Here is a 25281-nt window from a genome sequence, read left to right on the forward strand (position 1 = left end):
TGGCCAGTGCGTTCGCCGCTGCGTTCGTCTTCAAGCACAATGCGGCTTGCCACACACCGGCTGCGCTCGCGCTCGCGTCGGGCAACGGCGCGCGAAAGCGGCCTGGTTCTGCTGGCGCTTCTGATTGCCTTGATGCTGATGTCGATCGCCTTGGCCGGTGCCCTCGATGTCTGGTCGCTGGAGCGCCAGCGCGAACAGGAGAGGCAACTGCTGTTTGTGGGCGACCAGTACCGGCTCGCGGTTCTGCGCTATTACCGTGCCGGCCGGGCGCTTCCCGCGTCGATCGATGAACTGCTCGACGACTCGCGTTTTCCGACCCCAATGCATCACTTGCGCCGTGCCTATCCGGATCCGGTTACCGGCAAGAACGATTGGGTCTTCATGCGACAGGGCGATCGCGTATACGGCGTGTATAGCAGTTCAACCGCTCTGCCGATCAAACGCGCGGGGTTCCCAAGGCGTTACGAGGACTTCGAAAACCAGAAGACCTATGGCGGCTGGCAGTTCTTCTATTTGCCGCCTGTCGTGCGCAACTATACGAACACCGACGCGCTCTCGGCACCGCCGAAACCGGCAACGACCTTCAATCCGATGAACAGCGCATTGCCCAGTTTCAATGGGCGCAGTGTGGGCGGCTTGCGCTGACCTGAGCGCTATCCGCCGCCGATTCCGCTTAGTCCGCCTCTTTCATTCTTTGGCTCCGGGACATCTGTCGAACAATTGGCTTCGTACCAGAAGCAGGGGCAAGCATGTGGCATGCCTGCACAGCCCGATCGAGTCGCCGCCGGTGACGTCGAACTTACATGTTTTCGACAGTTTTACACTGCACTTGCAAGTTCGCCCGCGGGTCGTTCTCCTTGCAATTCGCCTGCGCGGTCCGCTGCTATTGGGGGCGACGTCGCGCGCACAGAAAGGTGGCCCGCTGGCAAGGTTTTTGCGATACATCACGTTGTGACATTATTTCGATGCCGAGCGCTCAGATCGGAACAGGCGACGCTGATATGAGTAGACAACCACTTGCGAGTTGGCCCACGGGCCGAGCAGGAGAAGAGAGATGAGCCAGACGGTCAGCGATTTTCTTGTCGAACGACTGCACCAATGGGGCGTCCGCCGTATCTACGGCTACCCCGGCGACGGAATCAACGGCATCCTGGGCGCGTTGAACCGCGCCGAGGGAAAGATTGAGTTCATTCAGGTCCGGCACGAAGAAATGGCTGCCTTCATGGCCTCGGCGCACGCCAAGTTCACGGGAGAACTTGGCGTATGTCTTGCGACCTCGGGGCCAGGCGCGTCCCACCTCGTCACCGGTCTGTACGACGCGCGCATGGATCACATGCCCGTGCTTGCCATCGCCGGCCAGCAGGCGCGGGCATCGCTCGGCGGCCATTATCAGCAGGAGCTCGATCTGCCGTCGCTGTTCAAGGACGTGGCCGGTGCGTTCGTCCAGCAGGCGAGCGTGCCGCCTCAGGTGCGGCATCTGGTCGACCGCGCGATTCGCGTCGCGTTGTCCGAACGACGCGTGACGGCGATCGTGCTCCCTAACGACCTCCAGGACGAGGCTTATCAGGACCCGCCGCGCCAGCACGGCACGATTCATTCGGGTATTGGCTACTCGGCACCCAAGGTCGTGCCGAAGGATGACGATCTGCGTCGCGCGGCCGACCTATTGAACGCGGGCGAAAAGATTGCGATTCTGGTCGGCGCGGGCGCCTTGCACGCCACCGACGAAGTCATCGCGATCGCGGACAAGCTCGGCGCCGGCGTCGCGAAGGCACTTCTCGGCAAGGCGGCGTTGCCTGACGAACTCCCGTGGGTCACGGGCTCCATCGGCATGCTCGGCACCAAGCCGAGCTGGGACATGATGACGGAGTGCGACACGTTGCTGATGATCGGTTCCGGTTTTCCCTATTCGGAATTCCTGCCGAAAGAAGGACAGGCGCGCGGCGTGCAGATCGACCTGAAAGCGGACATGCTGAGCCTGCGCTATCCGATGGAGGTCAATCTGGTCGGCGACAGCGTCGATACGTTGAAAGCGCTCCTGCCGCTGCTGCAGGAAAAAACCGACCGCGCCTGGCGCAAGAAGATCGAAGGCGGGGTCAGCGAGTGGTGGAAGACGCTCGAAGCGCGCGCGATGGAAAAAGCCGAAACCAACGTGAATCCGCAGCGCGTGATGTGGGAGCTCTCACCGCGTCTGCCCGAACGCGCCATCATTACGAGCGATTCGGGTTCGTGCGCGAACTGGTACGCGCGTGATCTCAAGATTCGCCGCGGCATGATGTGTTCGCTATCCGGCGGCCTCGCGTCGATGGGCGCGGCGGTGCCGTATGCAATCGCTGCGAAGTTCGCCTATCCGGACCGGCCGGTGATCGCGCTCGTCGGCGACGGTGCAATGCAGATGAACAACATGGCCGAACTGATCACGGTTTCGAAGTACTGGAAGCAATGGTCGAGTCCGCACTGGATCTGCATGGTGCTGAACAATGAGGATCTGAATCAGGTGACGTGGGAACAGCGCGTGATGGAAGGCGACCCCAAGTTCAATGCATCGCAGCAAATTCCCAATGTGCCGTATCACAAGTTCGCGGAACTGATCGGACTGAAAGGCATTTACGTCGACGATCCCGAGCGCCTCGGCGCGGCGTGGGAAGAAGCGCTCGCAGCGGACCGCCCTGTGGTGCTGGAAGTGAAGTCGGACCCCAACGTGCCGCCGTTGCCGCCGCACATCTCACTGAAGGAAGCGAAGGCCTTCGCGGAAACGCTGATCAAGGGCGACCCTCAGGAAGGCAGCATGCTGATGGGGGCGATGAAGCAGGTGTTCAGCGCCGTGCTTCCGCACGGCCACAAGACTCACGACGAGTCCGACGAGAAGTCCGACAAAAAGTCCGACGAGAAGAAGGGCTGAGGCGATGCCCGCTCACTCAACCGGCGCGCCGCTCGGACGGATGCGGGCGCTGGCGTACACCATTCCGACCGACAAGCCCGAGGCGGACGGCACCATCGCGTGGAACGCGACGACCCTGGTGGTCGTCGAGGTCGACGCGGGCGGCAAGACCGGCCTCGGCTACACCTATGCGAGTGCGTCCGTGGTGCCGCTCATCGAGCATATGCTGGCGAAAGCCGTCGAACACCGCGACGCGTTCGACATACCCGGCGCATGGCTTGCGATGCAGCGCAGCGTGCGTAATCTCGGACGGGAAGCGCTTGCCGCGATGGCAATCTCCGCGGCCGACTGCGCGCTGTGGGACTTGAAGGCGAAGCTGCTCGACTTGCCGCTGGCACGACTGCTCGGCCGGTTGCGCGACGCTGTGCCGATCTACGGCAGCGGCGGCTTTACGACCTATACGGACGACGACCTGCGCGAGCAGTTCTCGCGCTGGGTGGCCGACGACGGATGTCGCTGGGTGAAAATGAAAATCGGCTCGGATCCCGCGCGTGATCCGCATCGGGTCGAAGTGGCGCGTGCCGCGATTGGCGAGCGCGGCCTTTTCGTCGACGCGAACGGCGCCCTTGACGTCAAGCAGGCCGCCGGCCTTGCCACGGTGTTGGGTGAACAACAGGTCAGCTGGTTCGAGGAGCCGGTGTCGTCCGACGATCTCGAAGGGCTGCGCCGATTGCGTGCTCTGGTACCGCACGACATGGAGGTTGCAGCGGGCGAATACGGATACACCGCCGACTATTTCCGCCGCATGCTCGAAGCCGGTGCGGTGGACGTGTTGCAGGCCGACGCAAGCCGGTGCGGCGGCATCACGGGCTTCATGCAGGCAGCGAATCTGGCGGACGTCCATCACATCGCGCTGTCCGCGCACTGCGCGCCGGCGTTGCACTTGCACGTTGCGTGCGCGGTACCGCGCTTGCGGCATCAGGAATGGTTTCATGACCACGTCCGTATCGAGCGCATGTTGTTCGACGGCGCACCGATACCGCACGACGGCGTGATCACCCCCGACCTGTCGCGTCCGGGTTGTGGACTCGAATTCAAACATGCGGATGCGCAGCGCTATCGCGCCCATTGAAAGGAGTGGCGATGCAAAAGGCGGAAATGATCGGCTTCGGAATCGTGGGCGCGGCCGCTGCGCTGGCGGCAACCGCTGCAGTGACTCGCACAGGCGGCGCGCGGCGGCAGGCGCGGCGCCCGCGCGTGACCCATGCCGGGTTCCCGGCGCATCTGGACGCAGCCAGGAAGCTCAACCGCAGTTCTGCGCTGCTGGCGCTATCGGTGCTGGCCGACAGTGGGATGGAACACTATCGCGGCTCGTTCGAGAACCGTGCCATGTATACGCCGATTGTCGTGTCGCTTCTGTCGCTCGGCGCCGGCGTGCATGGTGGCATGGACGGCACCCCGGCTGCCCACCGTGTACGTGACGCAATCTATCTGACGGCTGCGGCGACCGGTGTTATCGGCAACGGTTTTCATCTGTACAACATATTGAAACGACCCGGCGGACTTGGCTGGGGCAACCTCTTTTACGCCGCGCCGATTGGCGCCCCGATCGCGATGCTGCTTTCTGGCGCACTCGGCGCGGCTGCCGAGCGGCTGCGCGACGAGCCTGCGCGCGATCCGCGCCTGGGCGGCATGCCTGCCGGCCGCGCGCTGGCGCTGCTCGCAAGTATCGGATTGATCGGCACGGTCGGCGAAGCTGCGCTGCTGCATTTCAGGGGCGCGTTTCACAACCCCGCCATGTACGCGCCGGTTGCGATCCCGCCACTGGCCGCCGCGCTGCTCGCCCACGCCGCGCTCGCCCCGCCGCAGCCGGAGCGCTGGTTCACGCGGATGTGGCTTCGGTGTACCGCGCTGCTCGGCTTTGCGGGCGTCGGGTTTCATACGTTCGGCGTCGCGCGCAATATGGGCGGCTGGCGCAACTGGTCACAAAACATCTTTAGCGGGCCACCGCTTCCGGCGCCGCCAAGCTTCACGGCGCTCGCGCTGGCGGGTCTCGCGGCGCTTGGTTTGAGGGAAGGGGAAGCTGATGACTGATCAAAAGAATATCCCACGCACTGCGCGTTATCCTGGCTACGACGTACTGCGCAAACGACATACGCCCTCGTGGGACGAAACGACCCGTCGTGTCGTCGACGCGCGGCTGGCGACCCGGCGCGAGCCGACGTTTCTCGATGAGGCTGCGTGGCGCACACTGGACGCGCTGTGCGGACGCGTCGTGCCCCAGCCGGCCGACCGGCCGCCCGTGCCGGTCGCGGCGCTCGTCGATGCACGCCTCGAGCGCGATCAGGGCGACGGCTATCGCGATGCGCGGATGCCGTCAACTCGCGCCGCATGGCAGTTGGGCCTCGCGGCACTCGATGTCGAATCGCAGGCCCGTTACAACGTCGTGTTTCATCAGCTCGACTGCGGCGAGCAGGACGCACTGATTACGAAAATGCAGAAGGGCGAGCTGACCGATGCTGCCTGGCACGATATGCCGCCGCAACTGTTCTTCGCGGATCGGGTGCTGCACGACATTTGCGGCGCGTACTACTCGCATCCTGCCTCGTGGAGCGAGATCGGTTTCGGCGGTCCCGCGAGTCCGCGCGGCTATGTGCGGCTGGTCGCGGGCAGACGCGACCCCTGGGAGGCGGTCGAAGCCACGCCTGGCCATGAAGACCAGGCCCGCAAGGAGAACGAACGTGTTCGATGACGCGCTGCATACGCCTCGCGGCAAGGATGGCCGGGCGCCCGATGTGCACCGTGTCGGCGGGTGGCTGCCGATGCGCGAGTATCCGCAGAACGAGGCCGTCGATTTCGTCATTGTCGGCACGGGGGCGGGCGGCGGCACGCTGGCGTGCCGGCTCGCGCAAAAGGGCTTCTCGGTCGTCGCCTTCGACGCCGGCGCCTGGTGGAGGCCGCTCGAAGAATTTGCCTCGGACGAAACGCATCAGGAGAAAGTCTATTGGACCGACGAGCGCATCGTCGATGGTGAAACGCCGCTGCGCCTTGGCAGCAATAACAGCGGCAAGGCGGTCGGCGGCAGCACCGTGCACTTTGCGATGGTGTCGCTGCGCTTTCGCCCCGAATGGTTCAAGGCGCGAACGACGCTCGGCTACGGCGCGGATTGGCCGCTGGATTGGCGTGAGATGTGGCACTACTACGCGCAGGTCGAAGACGCGTTGAAAATCTCGGGTCCCGTGACTTACCCATGGGGACCCAAGCGTCCACGTTACCCCTATCGTGCTCACGAGCTGAACGCCGCAGCGCTGGTGCTGGCGCGCGGCGCCGAGGCGATGGGCATCGACTGGACACCGACGCCGCTCGCCACGGTGTCGGCGCCGCGAGGCGAATCCCATCAGTGCGTCTATCGCGGGTTTTGCGTGACGGGCTGTTCAACGAATGCGAAGCAGAGCGCGCTGGTGACCTGGGTTCCGTGGGCCGTGCAGGCGGGTGCCGAGATCCGCGATCTGGCCATGGTCGGCCGCATCGAGACGGACGACGCCGGGCACGCGACCGGCGTGCACTACCTGCGCGAAGGCGTGTGGCAGTTTCAGCGGGCGCGCAATGTGGTGGTCGCGGGCTATGCGATCGAGACGCCGCGCCTGCTCCTGATGTCCGCCAACGCCGCGTTCCCCGACGGGCTCGCGAACAGTTCGGGACTGGTCGGCAAGAACCTGATGGTGCAAACCAACCAGGCGGCCTGGGGCGTGATGGACGAAGAAATCCGCTGGTACAAAGGGCCGCCCTCGCTCGCCATGACCGAGCACTGGAACTACACCGACACGGGCAAGGATTTCTTCGGCGGCTACTGCTACATGAGCCAGGGGGCGCTTCCGAACGCCTGGGCGTCGACGCAGAACGGTCGCGGCCTATGGGGCGACGCGCTGCTTCATGAAATGGAGAAATACAACCATCAGGTGGGGCTCAAGATTGTCGGCGAGACCCTGCCGCAGGAGCGAAACCGCGTCACGCTCGCTGACGAAAAAGACCAGTACGGCTTGCCCGTCGCCCGCGTCACGTATTCGCTGTGCGACAACGACACGCGCCTCGTGAGACACGCGCTCGACTTCATGGGCCAGCACCTGCAAGCTGCGGGCGCACGCGAAATCTGGAATCAGGACAACGATACCTGCCATCTGAACGGTACCGCGCGTATGGGCGATGATCCGCGCACGAGTGTGGTCAATAGCGATTGCCGCAGTTGGGACATCCCCAATCTGTGGATCTGCGATGGCTCCGTGTTTCCGACCGTCGGTGGGGTCAATCCGTCGCTGACGATTCAGGCGATCGCCTACCGCACCGCAGATCGTATCGAAGCGCTCGCCGCGCGGGGGGAACTGTCGTGCGCTTCGCGCTAATCTCGGGCAGGTGCAAGCTTGCACTTCTGACGGCGCTTCTCGCGCCGCCGCTGGCGCACGCCGACGCGCCGCTCGAATATTTCCTGCATTCCGCCGGACCCGCGGCGACCCCCACGATGCATCTTGGCTGGGGGCTCACTGCAATGTGCGTCGCGGTTGTCGCCATCATTGCTGTCCTGCTGGCAGGCGCGCTCGTGCGGCGTCGTCCGGCGGCCGCGCCGCGTGCGTTGGGCAAGGAGGGAGGTGGAATGGGCTGGCTCTACATCGGCGTCGGCGTGTCGACGCTGGCATTGCTGGTGTCGCTCTTCTACACGCTCGTCACCTTGCAGGCGGTCGCGCAACCTTCGGCCGCACCGGGCCTGAGTATCACCGTCACCGCGTACGACTGGTGGTGGAAGATCGATTACGGCGACGACTCCGATCCGGCCCATCATTTCGTGACGGCCAACGAGATTCACATCCCGGTGGGTGTGCCGGTCAAGATCGGACTCAAAAGTGCGGACGTGATTCACGCGTTCTGGGTACCGCGCCTTGCCGGCAAGACCCAGGCGATTCCGGGGCAGGTCAACACGCAATGGATCCAGGCGGATGCGCCAGGTGTCTATCGTGGTCAATGCACACAGTTTTGCGGCGCCCAGCATGCACACATGGCGTTCGACGTCGTCGCGCAGCCGCAGGCGGATTTCGATGCCTGGCGCGACGCGCAGATTCGTCAGGCGGCGCCCCCGGCTGACGGCCAGGTGCGAACCGGACAGAAGATTTTCATGGATCGCTGCGCCGGCTGCCATACGGTACGGGGCAGCGAGGCTGCGGGTGTGCAAGCGCCGGACCTCACGCATGTGGACTCGCGCCGGGAGCTTGCAGCGGGCACGTTGACGAATACCCCGGAGCACCTGCTCGACTGGGTCCAGCACGCACAACAGATCAAACCGGATTCGCTGATGCCTGGCTTTACGCTGAACGCGCAGGATGCCGCTGCGCTCTCCGCCTATCTCGCTACGCTCCACTAGTGCATCGCCACCAGACAAGGAAGAACATGGCCGACCTCGCACCCAATCCACCCGATCTACGGCTCGCACGCCGGCCGGAAGTCGGCCGCATGCCGCAAGGTTCGGAGCGCGAGCAGCGTCTGCGCGACCTATGGGAAAGCGAACCTGGCTGGCGCGGCTGGCTGTCGACGGTGGACCATAAGCGGATCGGCATGCGCTACATCGTGACCGCGTTCATCTTTCTGATCGCGGGCGGCATCGAGGCGCTCGTCATGCGCGTACAGCTTGCGCGGCCGAACTCACATCTGATGTCGCCGGAGCAGTACAACCAGCTCTTCACGATGCACGGCATCACGATGATTTTCCTGTATGCGCTGCCGGTCCTGTCGGGATTTTCGAACTATCTGTGGCCACTCGTGCTCGGCGCGCGCGACATGGCATTTCCACGTCTTAACGCGCTTTCATTCTGGGTCTTCCTTTTCGCGGGCATCTTTCTCTATGCGAGCTTTCCGCTCGGTCAGGCACCCGACGCCGGCTGGTTCAATTACGTGCCGCTCTCGAGTCTCGAATACAGCACCGGGCCGAACGTCGACGTCTACGCGCTCGGCATGGTGCTGCTCGGTGTCTCGACAACGGTTGGCTCCGTCAACTTCGTCGTCACGCTGCTGCGCATGCGCGCACCAGGCATGTCGATCGACCGGCTGCCAATCCTGGTGTGGGGCACGCTGACTGCGTCGGCGGCCAACCTGGTGGCGGTGCCCTCGGTCAGTCTTGCGTTTCTCATGTTGTGGCTCGACCGCCAGGTCGGCACGCACTTCTTCGATGTCGCCAACGGCGGCCGGCCGATGTTATGGCAGCACATGTTCTGGATCTTCGCCCATCCGTGGGTGTACGTCGTCGTGTTGCCGGCGATGGGCATCGTGTCCGATGCGCTGCCGACTTTTTGCCGCCGGCCGCTCGTGGGCTATACACCCGTGGCGATCTCCACCGTCGCCACGATGATGATCGGTTTCGTGGTCTGGATTCATCACATGTTCGCGACAGGGATTGCGCCGCTCGCACTGGCGTTCTTTGGGGCCGCAAGCACGCTCATCTCGATCCCGAGCGCGGTTGCCACCTTCGCGTGGATTGCAACGATCTGGCTGGGTCGCCCGGTATATCGCGTACCGTTCCTGTTTTTCGCGGGCTTCGTGCTGATGTTCGTGATTGGCGGCGTGTCCGGTGTCATGACAGCCGCGGTGCCGTTCGACTGGCAACTCACCGACACCTATTTTGTCGTGGCGCACCTGCACTACGTGCTGCTCGGCATCAACGTATTTCCCGTGCTCGGCGGCATCTATTACTGGTTTCCCAAGTTCACCGGCCGGATGACCAGTGAGCGGCTGGGCAAGCTCTCGTTCTGGGTCACCTTTATCGGCTTTAACGTCGGCTTTTTCCCGATGCATATTTCAGGTCTGCTGGGCATGCCGCGCCGAATCTATACCTACCCGGCGAACATGGGATGGGATACGACCAACATGATCACGACGATCGGCTCGTTCGTGTTCGCCCTTGGCATTCTCATCTTTCTGATCGACGTGGCAGTGAGCCTGCGGCGCGGTAAGCCGGCCGGCGACAATCCCTGGGACGGCGCGTCGCTCGAATGGTCGGTGCCGTCGCCGCCCCCGCCCTACAATTTCGCGGTCGTGCCCGTCGTGGCGAGCCGCAATCCGCTGTGGGAAGACCGGATCGGGGAGGGCGCTCGCTCAAAGCTCGATGAAGGGTTCCTGCTTGACCATGGCCGCGAGGCGCTTGGCACGACATCGCTCGATGCGAAACCCGACATCATCCTCAAGATGCCGACAGACTCTTATGCCCCGTTCCTGCTCGGTTTATTCAGTGCATTGCTGTTTGTCGCCATGCTGTTGCACGCCTGGATCTTCGCGGGCTTCATGGTGGCGGCATGCGGCGCGGCGATCCTGCTCTGGCTTTGGCCCGAGCGGTTGCTGATACAGCGGGAGCCGGAGACCGTGCAGGATGTGGGAGCCGGTCATGAGTGAGCTGACGGATAGCGTGCCGGTTCTTCCGGTCGGCAGCGCGGGCAAGTTATCGAGCGGCTGGTGGGGCATGATGGCGACGGTCGCCACCGAAGCGTCGCTTTTCGGCTATCTGATTTTTTCGTATCTGTATCTCGGCTCGCAGACCGAGCTGCATTGGCCACCCGAAGGACTGCCGAAGATCGGCATCGGCGCGCTCAATACCTGCGTGCTGCTCTCGAGTAGCGTGTTCGTGTGGCTGTGCGAGCGCATGGTGCGCCGCCGCAGGATCCGCTGGGCGGTTGCGTCGATGGCGTTTGCGATTGTGCTGGGGATCGTTTTCGTCGGCATTCAGATGAAAGAGTGGCATGACCATCCGTACGGTATCGCGACGCATCTGTACGGGTCGCTGTACTTCACGATCACCGGCTTTCACGTGATTCACGTGCTCGTCGGACTCATCGTGCTGTCGTGCCTGTTGATCTGGACGGCGTTGGGTTACTTCGATGAAAAGCGTTGTGCCGCGCTGAGAATCGGCGGCCTGTACTGGCATTTCGTCGATGTCGTGTGGCTCTTTATTTTCACGACGCTGTATATCACGCCATTTCTCTTCTAGGAGCGCGACGATGTTAGCCGCAGTGATTTATCAGAAAGCGCCCGAGGAGCCGACCCCGGCGGCAGCGCGGCCGGCCTCCGGCGACAAGTCCGGACGCAGGGGGCCGTATCGACGGCGCGGCGGGTCGCTGATGATGCTGTTCGGCCTGTTGGGCGCGGCCGCAGCGTGGGTCTTGCAGACGGAAATCGGCGAGACGCTCGCGGCGCAAGCGTGTTTCCCGCATCGGACCGCGCTGGCGGCGCCTCAATGGTCGTGGCTGATGTCGGCGCTGAACGTGATGAGTATCGTCGCGCTGCTGGTCGGCATCGCAGGTGTCTGGGTGGCGTGGCGAGGCTGGCGCATGACGCGCGACGCGCGCCCGGATACGGCGTCGGCCGTGTCCGACACAAGCGCGGGACGAACCCGTTTTCTGGCAACGTCAGGGCTCATACTCAGCCTGTTCTTTCTCGTCGGGCTGGTGGCGACCGGGTTGGCCGTCCTGCTCGTCTCACCGTGCAGCACGTGGCGATGACCAACATGAACCGGATTTCGCGGCGCGCTGTTTTCGCCATGTTCGCCGTAACGATCACGGTGATCGTACTTGGCATGTCTGTACACACCTTCGCGCAGGCAGGGTCCCCTGATGCCAGTACCGCCGCTGCGCCGACGGACCCGGCGCTGATTTCGCGCGGCGAATATCTCGCGAAGCTCGGCGACTGCGCCGGCTGCCATACCGTGCCGAAGCAGGGCGCGCCATTTGCAGGCGGCCTCGCGATGGGCTCGCCCTTCGGCACGATCTATTCGACCAACATCACACCGGACCCGCAAACCGGCATAGGCCACTACAGCTATGCGGACTTTGAGCACGCGCTGCGCGACGGCGTGGCGCCCGGCGGCAAGCGGCTCTACCCGGCCATGCCCTATGCGTCGTTTACGAAGATCAGCGACGCGGACATGCGGGCGCTGTACGCGTACTTCATGCATGGCGTGCAGCCGGTCAGCCACCGGCCGCCTGAAACGAAACTGCCGTTCCCTTTCAGCCAGCGCTGGGGCCTGGCCTTCTGGGATTTCGCATTCGTCCGGCACGGGCGCTTCACCCCGGACGACAAGCGTGACGTGCAATGGAATCGGGGCGCCTATATCGTGCAGTCGCTCGGCCACTGCGGAGCGTGTCACACGCCGCGTGGCCCCGGTTTTGAGGAGCGCGGCTATGACGAGTCGTCGAGGCTGTACCTGACAGGCGGCACTAATGATCACTGGTTCGCGCCGAACCTGACCGGCGATCCGGGTTCGGGACTTGGGCGCCTGTCGCCACGCGACATCGCTTCGTTCCTCAAGTCCGGCCACGGCGCCGATGTGCATGTGGTGACGTTCGGCAGCATGGTGCAAGTGGTCGAGGACAGCACGCAATATTTCGACGACGATGACCTGAACGCGGTCGCGCACTATCTGAAGAGCCTCCCTGCGCGCCAAAAGTCGGGTGCTTATACCCCGAACTCGCAGAAGGCGCAGGAAACGGCGGTGTCGCTGAAGACGGGCGATGTCGAACGTCCTGGCGCCGGGCTCTATATGTCGTTCTGCGCGAAGTGTCATCAGGCCGACGGCCATGGCGTAGCGGAAAAATTTCCGGCGCTGGCAGGCAATCCCGCCGTGCTGGCGTCCGACACCTCGTCGCTGATCCGGCTCGTCCTCCAGGGCGGCAGTAGTCCGCAGACGCTGAACGGGCCGACCCATCGCAAGATGCCAGCGTTCGCGAACCAGTTCACCGACACCGAGATCGCCAGTGTGCTGAGCTTCGTGCGGACTACCTGGGGTAACGGGGCAGCGCCGGTTACGACCCGCGACGTCTCGGTGTTGCGCGGCAAGCTCAAGAAGTGAATTCAGGGCGATATTCGTCACAGTCGAAAAAGCTATCCGCACAGATGAGGCAGAAATGAAAGCGAACAGAAATGGCATGACCGTCGTCATAACTGGGGCGAGCGCCGGCGTGGGCCGCGCGAGCGCCCACGAATTCGCGCGGCATGGAGCAAAAATCGCCCTTATTGCCCGCGATGAAACGGCGCTTGACGACGTGCGCCGCGAGGTGGAGGAACTCGGCGGCCAAGCGATAGTGATCGCGCTGGACGTCGCGGACCCGGCCGCGGTCGAGGCGGCCGCGACGCGCGCGGAGGCGGAGTTGGGTGCGATAGACGTCTGGGTGAACAACGCGATGACGACGGTGTTCGCGCCGCTGCATGACATTTCGCCGGACGATTATCGGCGCGCGACAGAGGTCACCTATCTGGGTTACGTCTGGGGCACGATGTCCGCGTTACGCCGGATGCGGCCGCGAAACCGAGGCACGATCGTGCAGGTCGGCTCGGCGCTTGCCTACCGGTCGATTCCGTTGCAATCGCCCTATTGCGGCGCGAAGCACGCGATCCGCGGCTTCACGGACTCCGTGCGTAGTGAACTGATGCATGACCATAGCCGCGTCCATCTGACGATGGTCCAGATGCCCGCGCTGAACACGCCGCAATTCGAGTGGGCGGAGTGCCTGCTGCCACACCCGCCGCAACCCGTGCCGCCGATCTATCAGCCAGAAGTCGCTGCACGTGCGGTCGTATGGGCCGCGACTCACCGGCGCCGCGAACTCTATGTCGGTTCGTCCACGATCAAGGCGATCTGGGCCAACAAATTCATCGCGGGGCTGCTTGACCGTTACCTTGCGCATGCCGGTTATAGCGCGCAAATGCAGGACCGCACCGTGGCCAGCGATCGGGCTTCGAATCTCTGGCATCCGGTGCCCGGCTTGCACGCGACCCACGGACCGTTCAGCGACCGCGCAAGCGCATCGAGTACCGCGTTGTGGCTCGACCAGAATCGCAACTGGTTGCTGGCCGGCGCGGCGACCGGTCTTATCGCGACGCTGCTGGCGATTCGCCGCAGATAGGCTGGCGTGTCTTCCTTATGCCGCCGGACCTGGTGGGCGCGCCGCAGCGCGCGCGACCGTGCTCCGCCGTTCACACACCATCAAGCGGGTCACATCTATGGCATCGAACATCGAGGACTATGCACTGCTCGGCGACGGTCACGCCGCAGCACTGGTAGCGCGCAACGGCTCTATCGACTGGATGTGCTGGCCGCGTTTTGATTCGGACACCTGCTTTGCCGCGCTGCTGGGCCATGCTGACAATGGCCGCTGGCAGATCGCGCCCGTGCAGGAGCCCACGGACGTCACGCGCCGCTATCGCGGTTCCACGCTGATTCTCGAAACCCGTTTCAGCACGGCCACCGGCATCGCCACCCTGGTCGACTTCATGCCAATGCGCGCTGAATGCCCGCAACTGATTCGCATGGTCTTCGGGGAATCCGGAAGCGTCGAGTTCGACATGCAGTTGGCGGCGCGCTTCGATTATGGGCGCGCGATTCCCGCGATCCGCCGGCTCGACGACGGAACCGGCCTCTCGATCATGTGCGGATCGAACACGCTGACGCTGCACACTTCCGCAGCGTTGCGCGACGAAGCCGGCAGCGTCATGGGTCGCTTTGGGGTGGCCGCGGGCGAGTGCGTGTCGTTCGTTCTGAACTACAGCGATACCCGCGACACGGCGCCCGTATGCAACGACGCACAGCGTCAGTTGTCGATCACGACAGCATTCTGGGAAACATGGTCAGCCCAGGCGGACACCCAAGGCCCCTACGAAGACGCGCTCAACCGCTCGCTCATCACCCTCAAGGCGCTGATCTATGAACCGGGCGGCGGGATTGTCGCGGCGCCGACCGCCTCGTTGCCGGAACATCTGGGTGGTTCGCGCAACTGGGATTACCGTTTTTGCTGGCTGCGCGACGCGAGCCTGACATTGCTTGCGCTGCTGCGAGGCGGCTATCCCGATGAGGCGCGGCGCTGGCGCGACTGGCTGGTGCGGTCGGTCGCCGGCGCGCCGTCGCAATTGCAGATTCTTTACACCATCGACGGAGCAAGGCATGTGAACGAGTGGGAGTGTCCGTGGCTCGATGGTTACCAAGGGGCGAAACCTGTCCGGTTCGGCAATGGCGCTGTCGGCCAGTTGCAGCTCGATGTCTTCGGTGAAGTGATGAATGCGCTGTACCTGTCGCGTCAAGCCGGTCTCGGCCCCGACGGCGCCGCCTGGACGCTCGAGGGCGAACTCGTGGAGCACCTCGCGGAGGTTTGGCAGCAACCCGATCAGGGCATCTGGGAGAGCCGCGGCAAACCGCAGCACTATACGGTTTCGAAAGTGATGGCGTGGGTCGCGGTGGACCGCGCCATCAAGTCGGCGGCGCAATTTCGTCAGGATGCGCCGGTACGCGAGTGGGAACAGTTGCGCGACCGGATTCACGCCGACATTTGCCGCCACGCCTTCAAGACCGATCTCAACTCGTTTACGCAGATGTATGGCGGCAGCGAACTCGATGCGAGTTTGTTGCTGCTGCCGCTCGTGGGCTTCATATCGCCGCACGATCCCCGCATGCAGGGCACAGTGGCCGCGATTGAACAGCATCTGATGACCGACGGCCTTGTTTTCCGCTATCGTACGGAGCACGCCGACGACGGACTCGGCGAAGGCGAGGGCGCCTTTCTCGCCTGCAGCTTCTGGCTCGCCGACAATCTGTTCCTGCAAGGCAGGCGGGACGAGGCCCGAGCGCTCTTTGAACGCTTGCTCAGCCTGAGGAACGACGTCGGTTTGCTATCCGAAGAATATGATGTCCGTTCGCGTCGACTCGTCGGCAACTTTCCGCAAGCGTTTTCCCATATTGCATTGGTGAACACAGGCCTGACGCTCACACGCGGTCACGCTCGAGCAGGCGCGAGCGGCAATATCACTAACGCAAATGGAGATGATTAGGTCTGGAAGATGGGGCCGCAAACCCCACTCCCCTGCGGCGGCAGAAGCAGATCGCCCCGCATTGCAAGCAGGACGCCGTCCTCCACGCCACCGCAGTCTTCGGACCTCAGGACATTACAAGAAAAAGATATCGCCGCCGGCACGGCCAGCGTCGACGTTCATGCCGCAGGCGCCACCGACGCGCCCAGGATGCCGTGCCGGGTCAGGGACTCGGCCACGAACCCGGAGGCCTTCATTTCCTCCACGAAGCCGCGCAGGTAGTTCCCTGCCGTCTCGCCACGGCTCCTCGGCATTCCCATGGCTTGCTGGATCACCATGAAGCATTCATCCAGCAAGCGAAGGCCCGGCGTCACCAGGCAGTCCGCTTCCAGTTGCTGTTTGACGCCTGCGGCGATTTCCAGTCCCTGCTCCATGAATGTCCGAACCACCGTCGGCGAGGTCGGGGCGCGAACGATCCGCGCGTGCTTGAGTTCGCGTGTGAGAAACAGGTCGTAGGCGCTCCCTTTGCCGACGGCTACGCGATTGATCTCATGATCGACGTCCGCGTTATTCCGAACCTGGGATTCGTTTCGCACCAGATAGAAACCCTCGATCAGGACATAAGGCGCGGTGAACGTGATGCCGGCACCCCGAAGCCGATCGACGGCAAAAAAGCCGATGTCGGCGCGCTCTTCGGTAACGGCCTCGACGGACTTCCCGGCGGCGTCGAACACGACCAATTCGATATCCACGCCCAGTCGCTTGGCGAATTCGCGCGCCAGATCGACTGAAACGCCGAAGGGTTGACCGGTTTGCGCATCCTTGTTGGCGAGGATCGGATTGCCCAGGTTGATCGACGCGCGCAGCGTGCCCGTGGGGGTGAAGGCCGTGACGACGGAAGGATCGAGGCTCATGTCGGTAGGTGCGGTAAGAGTTCGGAAGGAGGGACTTTAAGGATGCTGGCCGGGCGCCACGGCGCGCGGCATCGGGAAGGACTTCGTCCGAAGCTTACCGTGGGCACGGCGCGAAGGCCAGCAGGCGGACCGGGAGCGCACGGCGAGGGAAAGGCTAGCGCTCCGCGCCGGCGCGCACCCCGTTCCAGCGCGCTACCGTGCGCGCGTCGATATCGAACAGATCCAGCACGCGTCCGAGCGTATGGTCGATCATCGCTTCAAGACTTTCGGGCCGCGCGTAAAACGCGGGTACGGGCGGGTAAATGATCGCGCCGGTCTCCGTGACGGCCGTCATGCTGCGCAGGTGTCCGAGGTGGAGCGGCGTTTCACGCACCATCAGCACGAGCCGCCTGCGTTCCTTGAGCATCACGTCGGCCGCGCGCGAGAGCAGCGAACCCGTGCACCCGGTTGCGATCTCCGAAAGCGTCTTCATTGAGCAGGGCGCGACGATCATCCCATCGACCCGAAACGACCCGCTTGAAATCGCCGCGCCGATATCGGCATTCGGATACACCACGTCGGCCAACGCCTGCACGTCGCCGATGCGCAGATCGGTTTCGTGGGCCAATGTGACCTGTGCCGACCGGCTCATCACGAGATGGCTTTCGATCTTCAGCTCGCGCAGCAGTTCGAGGAGCCTCACGCCATACACCACGCCCGATGCGCCACTGATACCCACTACGAGCCGGCGCGGCCTGTTTTCATTTGTCATCGCATGTCCGGAAAAAAGCACCTTCCCCTCCTTTTAGCGGGGATGTGAGCGCAAGGGTGCAACGGTCCCGGTTCGGGCTACAAACGATATTTGCTCATGCCGTGCATGAACCGATTTCATCGGCGTCGGGTAAAGCTGCGCCGTTCCCTCGCGCGGCGTGCCTGATGAAATTCGTTCATGGCGCGTATGAAAAAACACCGTTTGCGATGCATTGCTTCCTCCGTCAGTCTCCGGTGAAAAGCACGCTAGCTGATGCAGGCGTCATCGAAATCCATAGGACGGAGACTGTGAAAACTCCCACCGGCGTTCCGTTTGTGGCGCCCGCGCCTCGCATTCCCTTGTTGCAATCGTGATTCTCAATCCCTGGTTCGCGCGAACGCACCGTTGGCGGCGTGCGGACCCCGGGCAGGCGGCACCCGCGGCGCTCAACGCGCGGGTCTCGTGGCTCACCGCGCGGGCGCTGGCAACGGCCGCCGAACACCCATGCCGACGGCGAAGCTGATCGGCTCGTCAGGCAATACGTCGATTCTTAAACCGGGCAACCATGAAAACCAATCCTTCTTTCCAGACGCACCTTCAGGCCTTGGACGAAAAAGGCTATGTCGTACACGTTCATCGCGAGATCAACAAGGACACGGAACTGCACCCGCTGGTGCGTTGGCAATTGCGCGGCGGTATTCCCGAGTCCGATCGCAAGGCGTTCGTGTTCCATAACGTGGTCGACAGCAAGGGACGCAAGTACGAGCTGCCCGTGGTGGTGGGCGCGTTGTCGATCAATCGCGAGGTCTACTCGATCGGCATGGGGGTGGCGGTCGACGAGATCGGCAAGAAGTGGCAGAAGGCGCGGCTGAACCCGATCGCGCCGGTGGTGGTCGAGGACGCGGCCTGCCAGGAAGTCACGTTCATTGGCGATGAACTGGACGTGGACGGCCAGGGCCTCGAGCACTTGCCGATCCCGATCTCTACGCCCGGCTTCGACAACGCGCCGTACACCACCTGCTCGCAGTACATTTCGGTCGACCCGGAAAGCGGCGTGCAGAACATGGGCACCTATCGCGGGCAGATCAAGGGATCGCGCCGCGTGGGGTGCAATCCGTCGATCGAAATGGGCCAGGGTATCTACCAACATTGGCTCAAGTACAAGGCCATGGGCAAGCCGATGCCGGCGGCGCTGGTGATCGGCGGCCATCCCGCCGTGTCGTTCTGCTCGGTGCAGAAGCTGCCGATCGACGTCGACGAACTCGGCGTGGCGGGTGCGATCCTGGGCGAACCGCTGCGTGTCGTGAAGTGCAAGACGGTCGATCTGATGGTGCCCGCCGACGCGGAAATCGTGATCGAAGGTTTCGTGCCGACCGATTCGCTGGAGCCGGAAGGCCCGTTTGGCGAATCCCACGGCCACGTCAACCTGCAGGAATTCAACCCGTACATGAACGTGACGGCCATCACGCGCCGCAAGAACGCGCATCTGGTGTCGATCATCAGCCAGGTCACGCCGAGCGAAAGCAGTCTGGTCAAGAAGGTCGCGTTCGAACCGCTGTTCCTCGACCATCTCAGGAACACGCTGCGTATTTCAAGCGTCGAGAAGGTGGTGATGCATGAGCCGCTGACGAATCTGCGCAAGCTCGTGATCGTCGTCTTCAACGAAAAGGCGACCGAAACCGAAATCTGGCGTGCGCTGATGGGTGCGGCTTCGCTGCAGCCGGCGGTCGGCAAGCTGGTGGTGGCCGTAAGCAATGACATCAATCCGGAAAACAGCGACGCGATCTTCTGGTCCATGAGCTACCGGATGAACGCGATCAAGGACGTGCAGATCCTGCACGGACGCGATACCGGCCACGGCCCGCGCACTTCCGGCGCCGAGCGTGGCGACGACGCCGTCGACGGCGTGATTCTGATGAACGCGACGCGCAAGGAAAAGCTGCCGCCGCTGTCGCTGCCGACCCGGGAGTACATGGAGAACGCGAAGGCGATCTGGGAGGAACTTGGTCTGCCGACGCTGCGCCCCGAGTGGCCGTGGTTCGGTGTTTCGATGGGCGACTGGGATGAGCGCAACGAGGCGATGGCGCAACGTGCGGTCAGGAGCGAGTACTTCATCACGGGTGACGAACAGCTTGAGCAGCGCGTAGGTCCGGAGTGGATCAACAAGGATTCGGACTGGTTCTTCAAGGACAAGTAACACTCGATCAGGGATTACCCGGCTTCGGCCGGGTAAGCCTATTCAAGGATGCGATGTTCGCAGTGCAGGAGGTGATCTACGGAAATCAGTTCAAACCCGGGCTTGACAGTTTTTTTGTTGTCGATTTGAAGATTAGTAATCCGTACAAAAAATCGATTCCGATTGAAAAAATGAAGTAAAACGGAGGAGACGTGAAGAAGAAGGTTAATGGAGATTTTCCGGCAACGGTCCGCAAGTTCCCGATAGGCAAGGTGTCCGTGCTGGCGGCGCTCGGTTTTTGCGCAGGTGTGGCGCATGCGCAAAGTGCCGTGACGCTGTACGGTTCACTGGACGGCGGCTTGCGGAATGTGGTGAACGGCACCAAGGAAGGCGGTGCCGCGCTGACGATGGCGTCGAACGGGGTGTACAACTCGAATCGATGGGGTTTGGAAGGCGTTGAAGACCTGGGTGGCGGCCTGAAGGTGGTCTTCAACCTGGAAGCCGGTTTCGTGCTTTCCACGGGGGCCAACAACAACGCCAACGGCATCGAATTCCAGCGGCGCTCCACGGTCGGCCTGAAAGGCGCATTTGGCCGGATCGACGTGGGTCATCAATTCACGCTGCAGCATTACGTGATCAAGGACTTTGAACCGTTCGATTTCAAATATCTGAGCATCACGGAAGCGACGGCGGTGACGGACGGGTACACCGGCCGGGACGACAACGATATCTATTACACGGGCGCTTTCGGTCCGATGATTTTCCGCGCGGAGTATGCGCTAGGCGGCGTTGCCGGCAGCGTCAACAGCGGGTCGACCCGTGCCGTCGGTTTCAACTATCACACGTCGACATTGAAATTCGGTTTCGGTTACACGCACAAGGCCAATCAGCTGATTGCGGGCACCGGCCCTTACTACGGTGACGACCAATACACCGCTGGCGGGGCTTATACGCTGGGGCCGGTGACCGGGCTTGCAGGTTGGGCGACCAACATGCAGAACACGACGACGGCCGCCGGCGGTTCGATCAAAAATCAATACCTGTGGGGCGGTTTGCGTTATCAGGTCGATCCGTTCGTCCAGGTCACCGCTGCCTATTACGACAATAAAAACAGTACGGCGGGGATCAGCGGCAGGAAGGACGTCGCCATTCTCGGTGTGACTTACGACCTCTCGAAGCGAACCAATCTGTACGCGGATGTCGACTATACGAAGTTCAAGGGCGGTCTGGTCACCAACAAGGTGCTGAACCCGTCCACCCATGCCAGCCAGACTGGCGTATCCGTCGGTATCAACCACTGGTTCTAGACCTCAAGACCCGGCGCCGCCTATCCGCGGCGCTGGCCTGATCCGATTCGCTTTGATACAAAAGGTGAAAGCAGTGGAGATAAAAAAAAAGCAAACTGGCGGCACCGGCCGGCGCGGTTTCCTCAAAGGCGCATTGGTCGCGGGTGCGGCCGGCGTAGCGGGCGTCGCTAACGCCGCTACCGTCAGCGGCGCGCCGGGCGAGGGCAAACCCACGGCCGCCGCGCCGATGGAACCGTCGTCGAGAACGATTGCCGCTGAAACCATGAGTACGCCTGCCGATGAAGTTCCGAAAGGGCACGTACGGAATCCCGGTTCGGACTTCATCGTCGATGTGATGCGCAGCGCGGGCATCGAGTATGTATCGATGATGACCTCGTCCGCACTGCGCGGCCTGCAGGAATCGATCGTCAACTATGGCGGTAACAAGGCGCCGGAAATAATCGTCTGCTGCCATGAGGAAGCGGCGGTAGGGATGGCGCACGGCTACGCCAAGATGACGGGCAAGCCAATGGCCAGCATGGTGCATGGCGTGGTCGGGCTGCAGCACGCGTCGATGGCGATCTACAACGCCTGGTGCGACCGCGTGCCGGTGATCGTGATGGCGGGCAACACGGCGGATGCGGCGAGGCGCTTGCCGGGCGTCGACTGGATCCACACCGCTGTCGATGAAGGCTCGATCGTGCGCGACTTCGTCAAATGGGACGATGCGCCCGCCTCGCTGCAGCACTATGCGGAAAGCTTCATGCGCGCCCGGATGGTGGCGACGACGGCGCCACGCGAGCCGGTGCTGATCGTCACCGATGGCGAATTGCAGGAGAACCCGATCGAAACGGCGCAACCGCTGCGCATCCCCAAACTGGTCGATGTAGCACCCCCGGTTGGGGATGCGGCCGCGCTGGCGCAGGCGGCCAAATGGCTGGTGGCCGCGCAGAATCCCGTCATCGTGGTCGACCGTGCCGTGCATTCGCAGGAAGGCGTGATACAGCTCACGCAGCTCGCCGAGTCGTTGAACGCACCGGTCATCGATCTCTACGGCCGGATGAATTTCCCGACCGCGCATTACCTGAATCACACGGCGCGGCGCAGGACCCTGATCGACGAGGCGGACGTCATCCTCGCGCTCGAAGTGGGCGACCTGTGGGGCCTCACGAACACGGTGTCCGATACGCCCGGGCGCCCGGCGAAACGGCTGATCAAGCCGGACGCCAAGGTGATCAGCATCAGCGACGCCTACATGTATTCCAAGTCGAGCTATGGCGACGTGCAGCGCTATCTCGCCGCTGACCTGCCGATCGGCGGTGACGCGCAGGCCACGGTGCCCCCCTTGATCGAAGCGATTCGCCGCGTGGGGCAGCCAAGCGGCTTCGACGCGCGCAAGCACGCCATGCAGGCGGCGCACCTGCGGATGCGCGAGACGGCGCGGAACGCCGCCGCCGTGGGCTGGGACGCTGCTCCCATCAGCACCGCGCGGCTGTGCCAGGAGATCTGGGCACGGATCCGCAACGAGAAGTGGTCGCTGGTTTCCCAGCCGCAATTTGAAAGCTATTGGCCGCAACGGCTCTGGGATTTCACCGAGTACGAGCAGTTCATGGGCGGCTCGGGAGGCTACGGCATCGGGTATGGCCTTCCGGCCGCGGCTGGTGCGGCGCTCGCGTGTAAAAGTACCGGCCGTCTCGCCGTCAACATTCAGCCGGACGGCGATCTGCTGATGGTGCCTTCGGTGTTATGGACCTTGGCGCATCACCAGATTCCGCTCTTGACGATCATGCATAACAACCGCGCATGGCATCAGGAAACCATGCACATCCAGCGGATGGCGACACGGCGCGATCGCAACCCGGAGACGTGGCGCTTGGGCACGCTGATCGAGAAGCCATACGTCGATTTCGCTACCGTCGCGAAGGGCATGGGCGTGTGGGCGGAAGGGCCGGTCACGGACCCCGCCGCGCTAGGTCCGGCAATCGACCGCGCGCTGGCGGTCGTCAAGAGCGGTCATCCGGCGCTGGTCGATGTCGTCACGCAACCGCGTTAGGGGAACCCGCCATGAACGTTTTGAAGAGAACTGTTTCGCTGGCGCTCACGCTTGCCGCCTCGTGCGCCCTGCTGACGCCGGCGCTTGCGCAAACGTCCGACGCCATTCAGCGCGGCCACGAGCATTTTCTGAAAGATGGCTGCTACCTGTGCCACGGTACGGTTGGACAGGGCGGAGTGGGGCCGGCGATCGCGGTCGACCTGCTGCCCTATCCGGCGCTCGCCAATTATGTGCGGGCGCCCTCCGGCGCCATGCCGCCGTTCTCGGAAAAGATCCTGAGCGACGCGGACCTGAGCGACATCCATGCTTATCTGGCGTCGCTGCCGAAGCCGCCGGCGGCAGATAGCATCAAGCTGTTGCCGAAGACGGGAAAGTAAAGCCGGAACCCGGCGGCCGGTTATCCGGCCGCCGGGCTTTGAGGAAATATCGGAACGCGCGCCGCTGCTTAAGCAGCCGCGCAAGCAGGCGTTCGAGGCACTCGCGGCCCCGATCCGCGGACTCAATGCGCGTCGAGTGAGCCCTGCGCATTGAAGTGGGCGCGTATCGTCTTCGTGTAGTGCAGGAAATCGGGCGTTGCCATCACTTCCAGAGGGCGTGGCCGCGGCAGGTCGATGTCGTAGATGGCGGCAATCGAACCGGGCCGCTCCGACATCACGATCACCCGGTCGGACAGGAACACCGCTTCTGAAATGCTGTGCGTGATCAGCAGGACGGTCTTCTTCGACTCCAGCCAGATCCGCTGCAATTCGAGGTTCATGCTTTCGCGGGTCATCGCGTCCAGCGCGCCAAACGGTTCGTCCATCAGCAGCACAGCCGGTTCATGCAACAGCGCGCGGCAGATCGATACGCGTTGCTGCATGCCGCCCGACAACTGCCACGGAAACTTCTTTTCGAAGCCTTTCAGCCCCGCCATTTCGATCAGATGCAGCGCATGCTTGCGCGCGGTCGCCATCGGCATGCCGCGCATTTCGGCTTGCAGCAGGATGTTGTCGAGCACGTTGCGCCATGCCAGCAGCACGGCGCTCTGGAACACGATGCCCACGTTCTTCTGCGGGCCGGCAATGCGGCTGCCTGAAAGCGTCATGGTGCCGGACGAGATCGGTTCGAGGCCGGCCACCAGTTTGAGCAGCGTGCTCTTGCCGCAACCCGACGGCCCGACGATCGAGACGAATTCTTCTTCGCGGATATTGAAGCTGAGCGGCTGCAGCGCCTGCATCTTGCCTTCGCGGCTCGAGTAGTGCTTGGTGACCTCGCGTAGCTCGATCAGCGCCGGCGCCTGGGCGCGCGAGGCCGAATGAGTCGCGGCTTGGGGGAATTTAAGAGCGGTTGTCATGTCGGAGGTCGGACTCGATGTCGGAATCAGAGGAATAGTCTTTAGAGATCGACGGGGCGTTCGCGCCGCTCAAGGTACGAATGCGCCCGTGTAGTACAGCGCCGGATTGTTGGCCGACTTGTCCAGGTCGCTGTATTGCACGATCGCGCTGACCGAGTCGGCCATGTTTTTTGCGCTGACATGGAAAATGGGATCCTTCTCCGTTTCCGGCGTGCGGTAGAACGGGATCGTCGCCTTCAGCACGCGGATCATGGTGTCGCGCGAGCCGGCGCCCGGCACGATCTTCAGCAGTGCATCGACCGCGGCGGCGGGATCCTTCTCGCTCTCCGTGATCGACTTCGCGGTCGCGCGCATGAAGCGCTTGAGCAGATCGGGGTTGTTCTTGATCGTGTCGTTCCGGGCAATGATGCTGAGCGTCGCCACGTTGACCTTGTAGTCGGCGAACAGGATTGCGCGAGCCGGCTTCTTCGTCGCGATTTCAACGGAGATCAGCGGAAGCGTCGCGAAGCCCACCAGCAGGTCGGCTTGCCCGGTGATGACCGCATTGATCGTGGTCCGCGGGTTACCGGTAATCGTCTTGAAGTCCGAATTCTTCAAGCCGACCTTGTTCATGAACATGGTCCACAACTGCGACGATGCATCGCCAGGCGCCACCGCGACGGTTTTGCCCTTGATGTCCTGCGGCGTTTTGATGTTCTTTTCCGCGAGGCCGACCACCGAGGTCGGATTTTCCTGCAGCACAACACCGATCGCCTTGACCGGCGCGCCCATGGCCGCGACCTTCACCATCGTACTGAAGTCGGCATAGCCGATGTCGGCGTTATGGGTCGCGACGGCCTGCACGGTCGGCCCGGAGCCGTGGCCTTCCACCAGTTTCAGGTCGATGCCTTCGGCATCGTAATAGCCTCGCGCCTTACCGAGGTAAAACGGCGCTACCGCACCGTTGACGGTGTAGTTCAGCAACATGGACATCGAGTCTTTCGCCATGGCCTGGCTGCCGCAACACAGTGCGGTCAATGCAAGCGCGGTGCCGAGAATCCGGGGGAGCAATCGCTGCGTCATGCTGTCTCCTGCGTAATTTTT

The 25281-nt window shown here is 63.1% G+C and carries 21 protein-coding genes; 17 read left to right on the plus strand and 4 right to left on the minus strand.

What is annotated here, in order from left to right; translation table 11 throughout:
- Nucleotides 1–39 precede the first annotated feature (39 nt).
- The 13 genes from ACAX43_RS03170 to ACAX43_RS03230 all read left to right on the plus strand — a co-directional run bounded on the left by ACAX43_RS03170 (nucleotide 40) and on the right by ACAX43_RS03230 (nucleotide 15727).
- Nucleotides 40–645, plus strand: a complete 606-nt coding sequence (locus ACAX43_RS03170) for a type II secretion system protein (protein WP_370707097.1) — start codon at nucleotides 40–42, stop codon at nucleotides 643–645.
- 409 nt (nucleotides 646–1054) lie between these two features.
- On the plus strand, nucleotides 1055–2902 hold the full coding sequence (locus tag ACAX43_RS03175; protein WP_370706949.1) for a thiamine pyrophosphate-requiring protein: 1848 nt from the start codon (nucleotides 1055–1057) through the stop codon (nucleotides 2900–2902).
- A 4-nt stretch (nucleotides 2903–2906) separates the two neighbouring features.
- A complete protein-coding gene (locus tag ACAX43_RS03180; RefSeq protein WP_370706950.1) occupies nucleotides 2907–4013 on the plus strand; it encodes an enolase C-terminal domain-like protein in 1107 nt (368 codons plus the stop codon).
- Between the two features lie 11 nt (nucleotides 4014–4024).
- Complete coding sequence (locus ACAX43_RS03185; protein WP_370706951.1) at nucleotides 4025–4975, plus strand: hypothetical protein; 951 nt, start codon at nucleotides 4025–4027, stop codon at nucleotides 4973–4975.
- Nucleotides 4968–5633 carry a gluconate 2-dehydrogenase subunit 3 family protein gene (locus ACAX43_RS03190; RefSeq protein ID WP_370706952.1) on the plus strand — a complete coding sequence of 222 codons (666 nt, stop codon included), beginning with the start codon at nucleotides 4968–4970 and terminating at the stop codon, nucleotides 5631–5633. Before ACAX43_RS03185 ends, ACAX43_RS03190 begins: the two co-directional genes overlap by 8 nt.
- A complete protein-coding gene (locus ACAX43_RS03195; protein WP_370706953.1) occupies nucleotides 5623–7281 on the plus strand; it encodes a GMC family oxidoreductase in 1659 nt (552 codons plus the stop codon). The genes ACAX43_RS03190 and ACAX43_RS03195 overlap by 11 nt, the downstream gene beginning before the upstream one ends.
- A complete protein-coding gene (gene coxB, locus ACAX43_RS03200; RefSeq protein ID WP_370706954.1) occupies nucleotides 7266–8291 on the plus strand; it encodes a cytochrome c oxidase subunit II in 1026 nt (341 codons plus the stop codon). The genes ACAX43_RS03195 and coxB overlap by 16 nt, the downstream gene beginning before the upstream one ends.
- Before the next feature lie 26 nt (nucleotides 8292–8317).
- On the plus strand, nucleotides 8318–10309 hold the full coding sequence (ctaD, locus tag ACAX43_RS03205) for a cytochrome c oxidase subunit I (RefSeq protein ID WP_370706955.1): 1992 nt from the start codon (nucleotides 8318–8320) through the stop codon (nucleotides 10307–10309).
- Nucleotides 10302–10901, plus strand: a complete 600-nt coding sequence (locus tag ACAX43_RS03210; protein WP_370706956.1) for a heme-copper oxidase subunit III — start codon at nucleotides 10302–10304, stop codon at nucleotides 10899–10901. Before ctaD ends, ACAX43_RS03210 begins: the two co-directional genes overlap by 8 nt.
- A 10-nt stretch (nucleotides 10902–10911) precedes the next feature.
- On the plus strand, nucleotides 10912–11412 hold the full coding sequence (locus ACAX43_RS03215) for a hypothetical protein (RefSeq protein ID WP_370706957.1): 501 nt from the start codon (nucleotides 10912–10914) through the stop codon (nucleotides 11410–11412).
- A 5-nt stretch (nucleotides 11413–11417) separates the two neighbouring features.
- Nucleotides 11418–12758: a cytochrome c gene (locus ACAX43_RS03220; protein ID WP_370707098.1), complete on the plus strand. Its 1341-nt coding sequence runs from the start codon at nucleotides 11418–11420 to the stop codon at nucleotides 12756–12758.
- 55 nt (nucleotides 12759–12813) lie between these two features.
- The gene (locus ACAX43_RS03225) at nucleotides 12814–13812 is read left to right on the plus strand and encodes an SDR family oxidoreductase (RefSeq protein ID WP_370706958.1); all 999 of its coding nucleotides are present in this window, start codon (nucleotides 12814–12816) and stop codon (nucleotides 13810–13812) included.
- Between the two features lie 97 nt (nucleotides 13813–13909).
- A complete protein-coding gene (locus ACAX43_RS03230; protein ID WP_370706959.1) occupies nucleotides 13910–15727 on the plus strand; it encodes a glycoside hydrolase family 15 protein in 1818 nt (605 codons plus the stop codon).
- Between the two features lie 158 nt (nucleotides 15728–15885).
- Here the strand turns inward: ACAX43_RS03230 and ACAX43_RS03235 are convergent, their stop codons facing one another.
- Nucleotides 15886–16620 carry an ABC transporter substrate-binding protein gene (locus ACAX43_RS03235; RefSeq protein ID WP_370706960.1) on the minus strand — a complete coding sequence of 245 codons (735 nt, stop codon included), beginning with the start codon at nucleotides 16618–16620 and terminating at the stop codon, nucleotides 15886–15888.
- 154 nt (nucleotides 16621–16774) lie between these two features.
- Entirely contained in the window at nucleotides 16775–17371 is a 597-nt protein-coding gene (locus ACAX43_RS03240) for a UbiX family flavin prenyltransferase (protein ID WP_370706961.1), read from the minus strand.
- Between the two features lie 544 nt (nucleotides 17372–17915).
- Between ACAX43_RS03240 and ACAX43_RS03245 the strand changes: the two genes are divergently transcribed.
- From ACAX43_RS03245 to ACAX43_RS03260, 4 genes are all read left to right on the plus strand, one after another.
- Complete coding sequence (locus ACAX43_RS03245) at nucleotides 17916–19547, plus strand: UbiD family decarboxylase (RefSeq protein WP_370706962.1); 1632 nt, start codon at nucleotides 17916–17918, stop codon at nucleotides 19545–19547.
- Nucleotides 19548–19738: 191 nt separating this feature from the next.
- Nucleotides 19739–20833 (plus strand): porin, encoded by a 1095-nt coding sequence (locus tag ACAX43_RS03250; protein ID WP_370706963.1) that lies wholly within the window; start codon nucleotides 19739–19741, stop codon nucleotides 20831–20833.
- A gap of 73 nt (nucleotides 20834–20906) precedes the next feature.
- Nucleotides 20907–22865 carry a thiamine pyrophosphate-binding protein gene (locus ACAX43_RS03255; RefSeq protein WP_370706964.1) on the plus strand — a complete coding sequence of 653 codons (1959 nt, stop codon included), beginning with the start codon at nucleotides 20907–20909 and terminating at the stop codon, nucleotides 22863–22865.
- An 11-nt stretch (nucleotides 22866–22876) separates the two neighbouring features.
- Entirely contained in the window at nucleotides 22877–23242 is a 366-nt protein-coding gene (locus tag ACAX43_RS03260; RefSeq protein WP_370706965.1) for a cytochrome c, read from the plus strand.
- A 122-nt stretch (nucleotides 23243–23364) separates the two neighbouring features.
- Here the strand turns inward: ACAX43_RS03260 and ACAX43_RS03265 are convergent, their stop codons facing one another.
- Nucleotides 23365–24198 (minus strand): ABC transporter ATP-binding protein, encoded by an 834-nt coding sequence (locus ACAX43_RS03265; RefSeq protein ID WP_370706966.1) that lies wholly within the window; start codon nucleotides 24196–24198, stop codon nucleotides 23365–23367.
- A gap of 69 nt (nucleotides 24199–24267) precedes the next feature.
- Nucleotides 24268–25260: an ABC transporter substrate-binding protein gene (locus tag ACAX43_RS03270; protein WP_370706967.1), complete on the minus strand. Its 993-nt coding sequence runs from the start codon at nucleotides 25258–25260 to the stop codon at nucleotides 24268–24270.
- Nucleotides 25261–25281: the final 21 nt, after the last annotated feature.

This window comes from Paraburkholderia sp. IW21 (genome assembly GCF_041321145.1).
Lineage (GTDB): Bacteria > Pseudomonadota > Gammaproteobacteria > Burkholderiales > Burkholderiaceae > Paraburkholderia.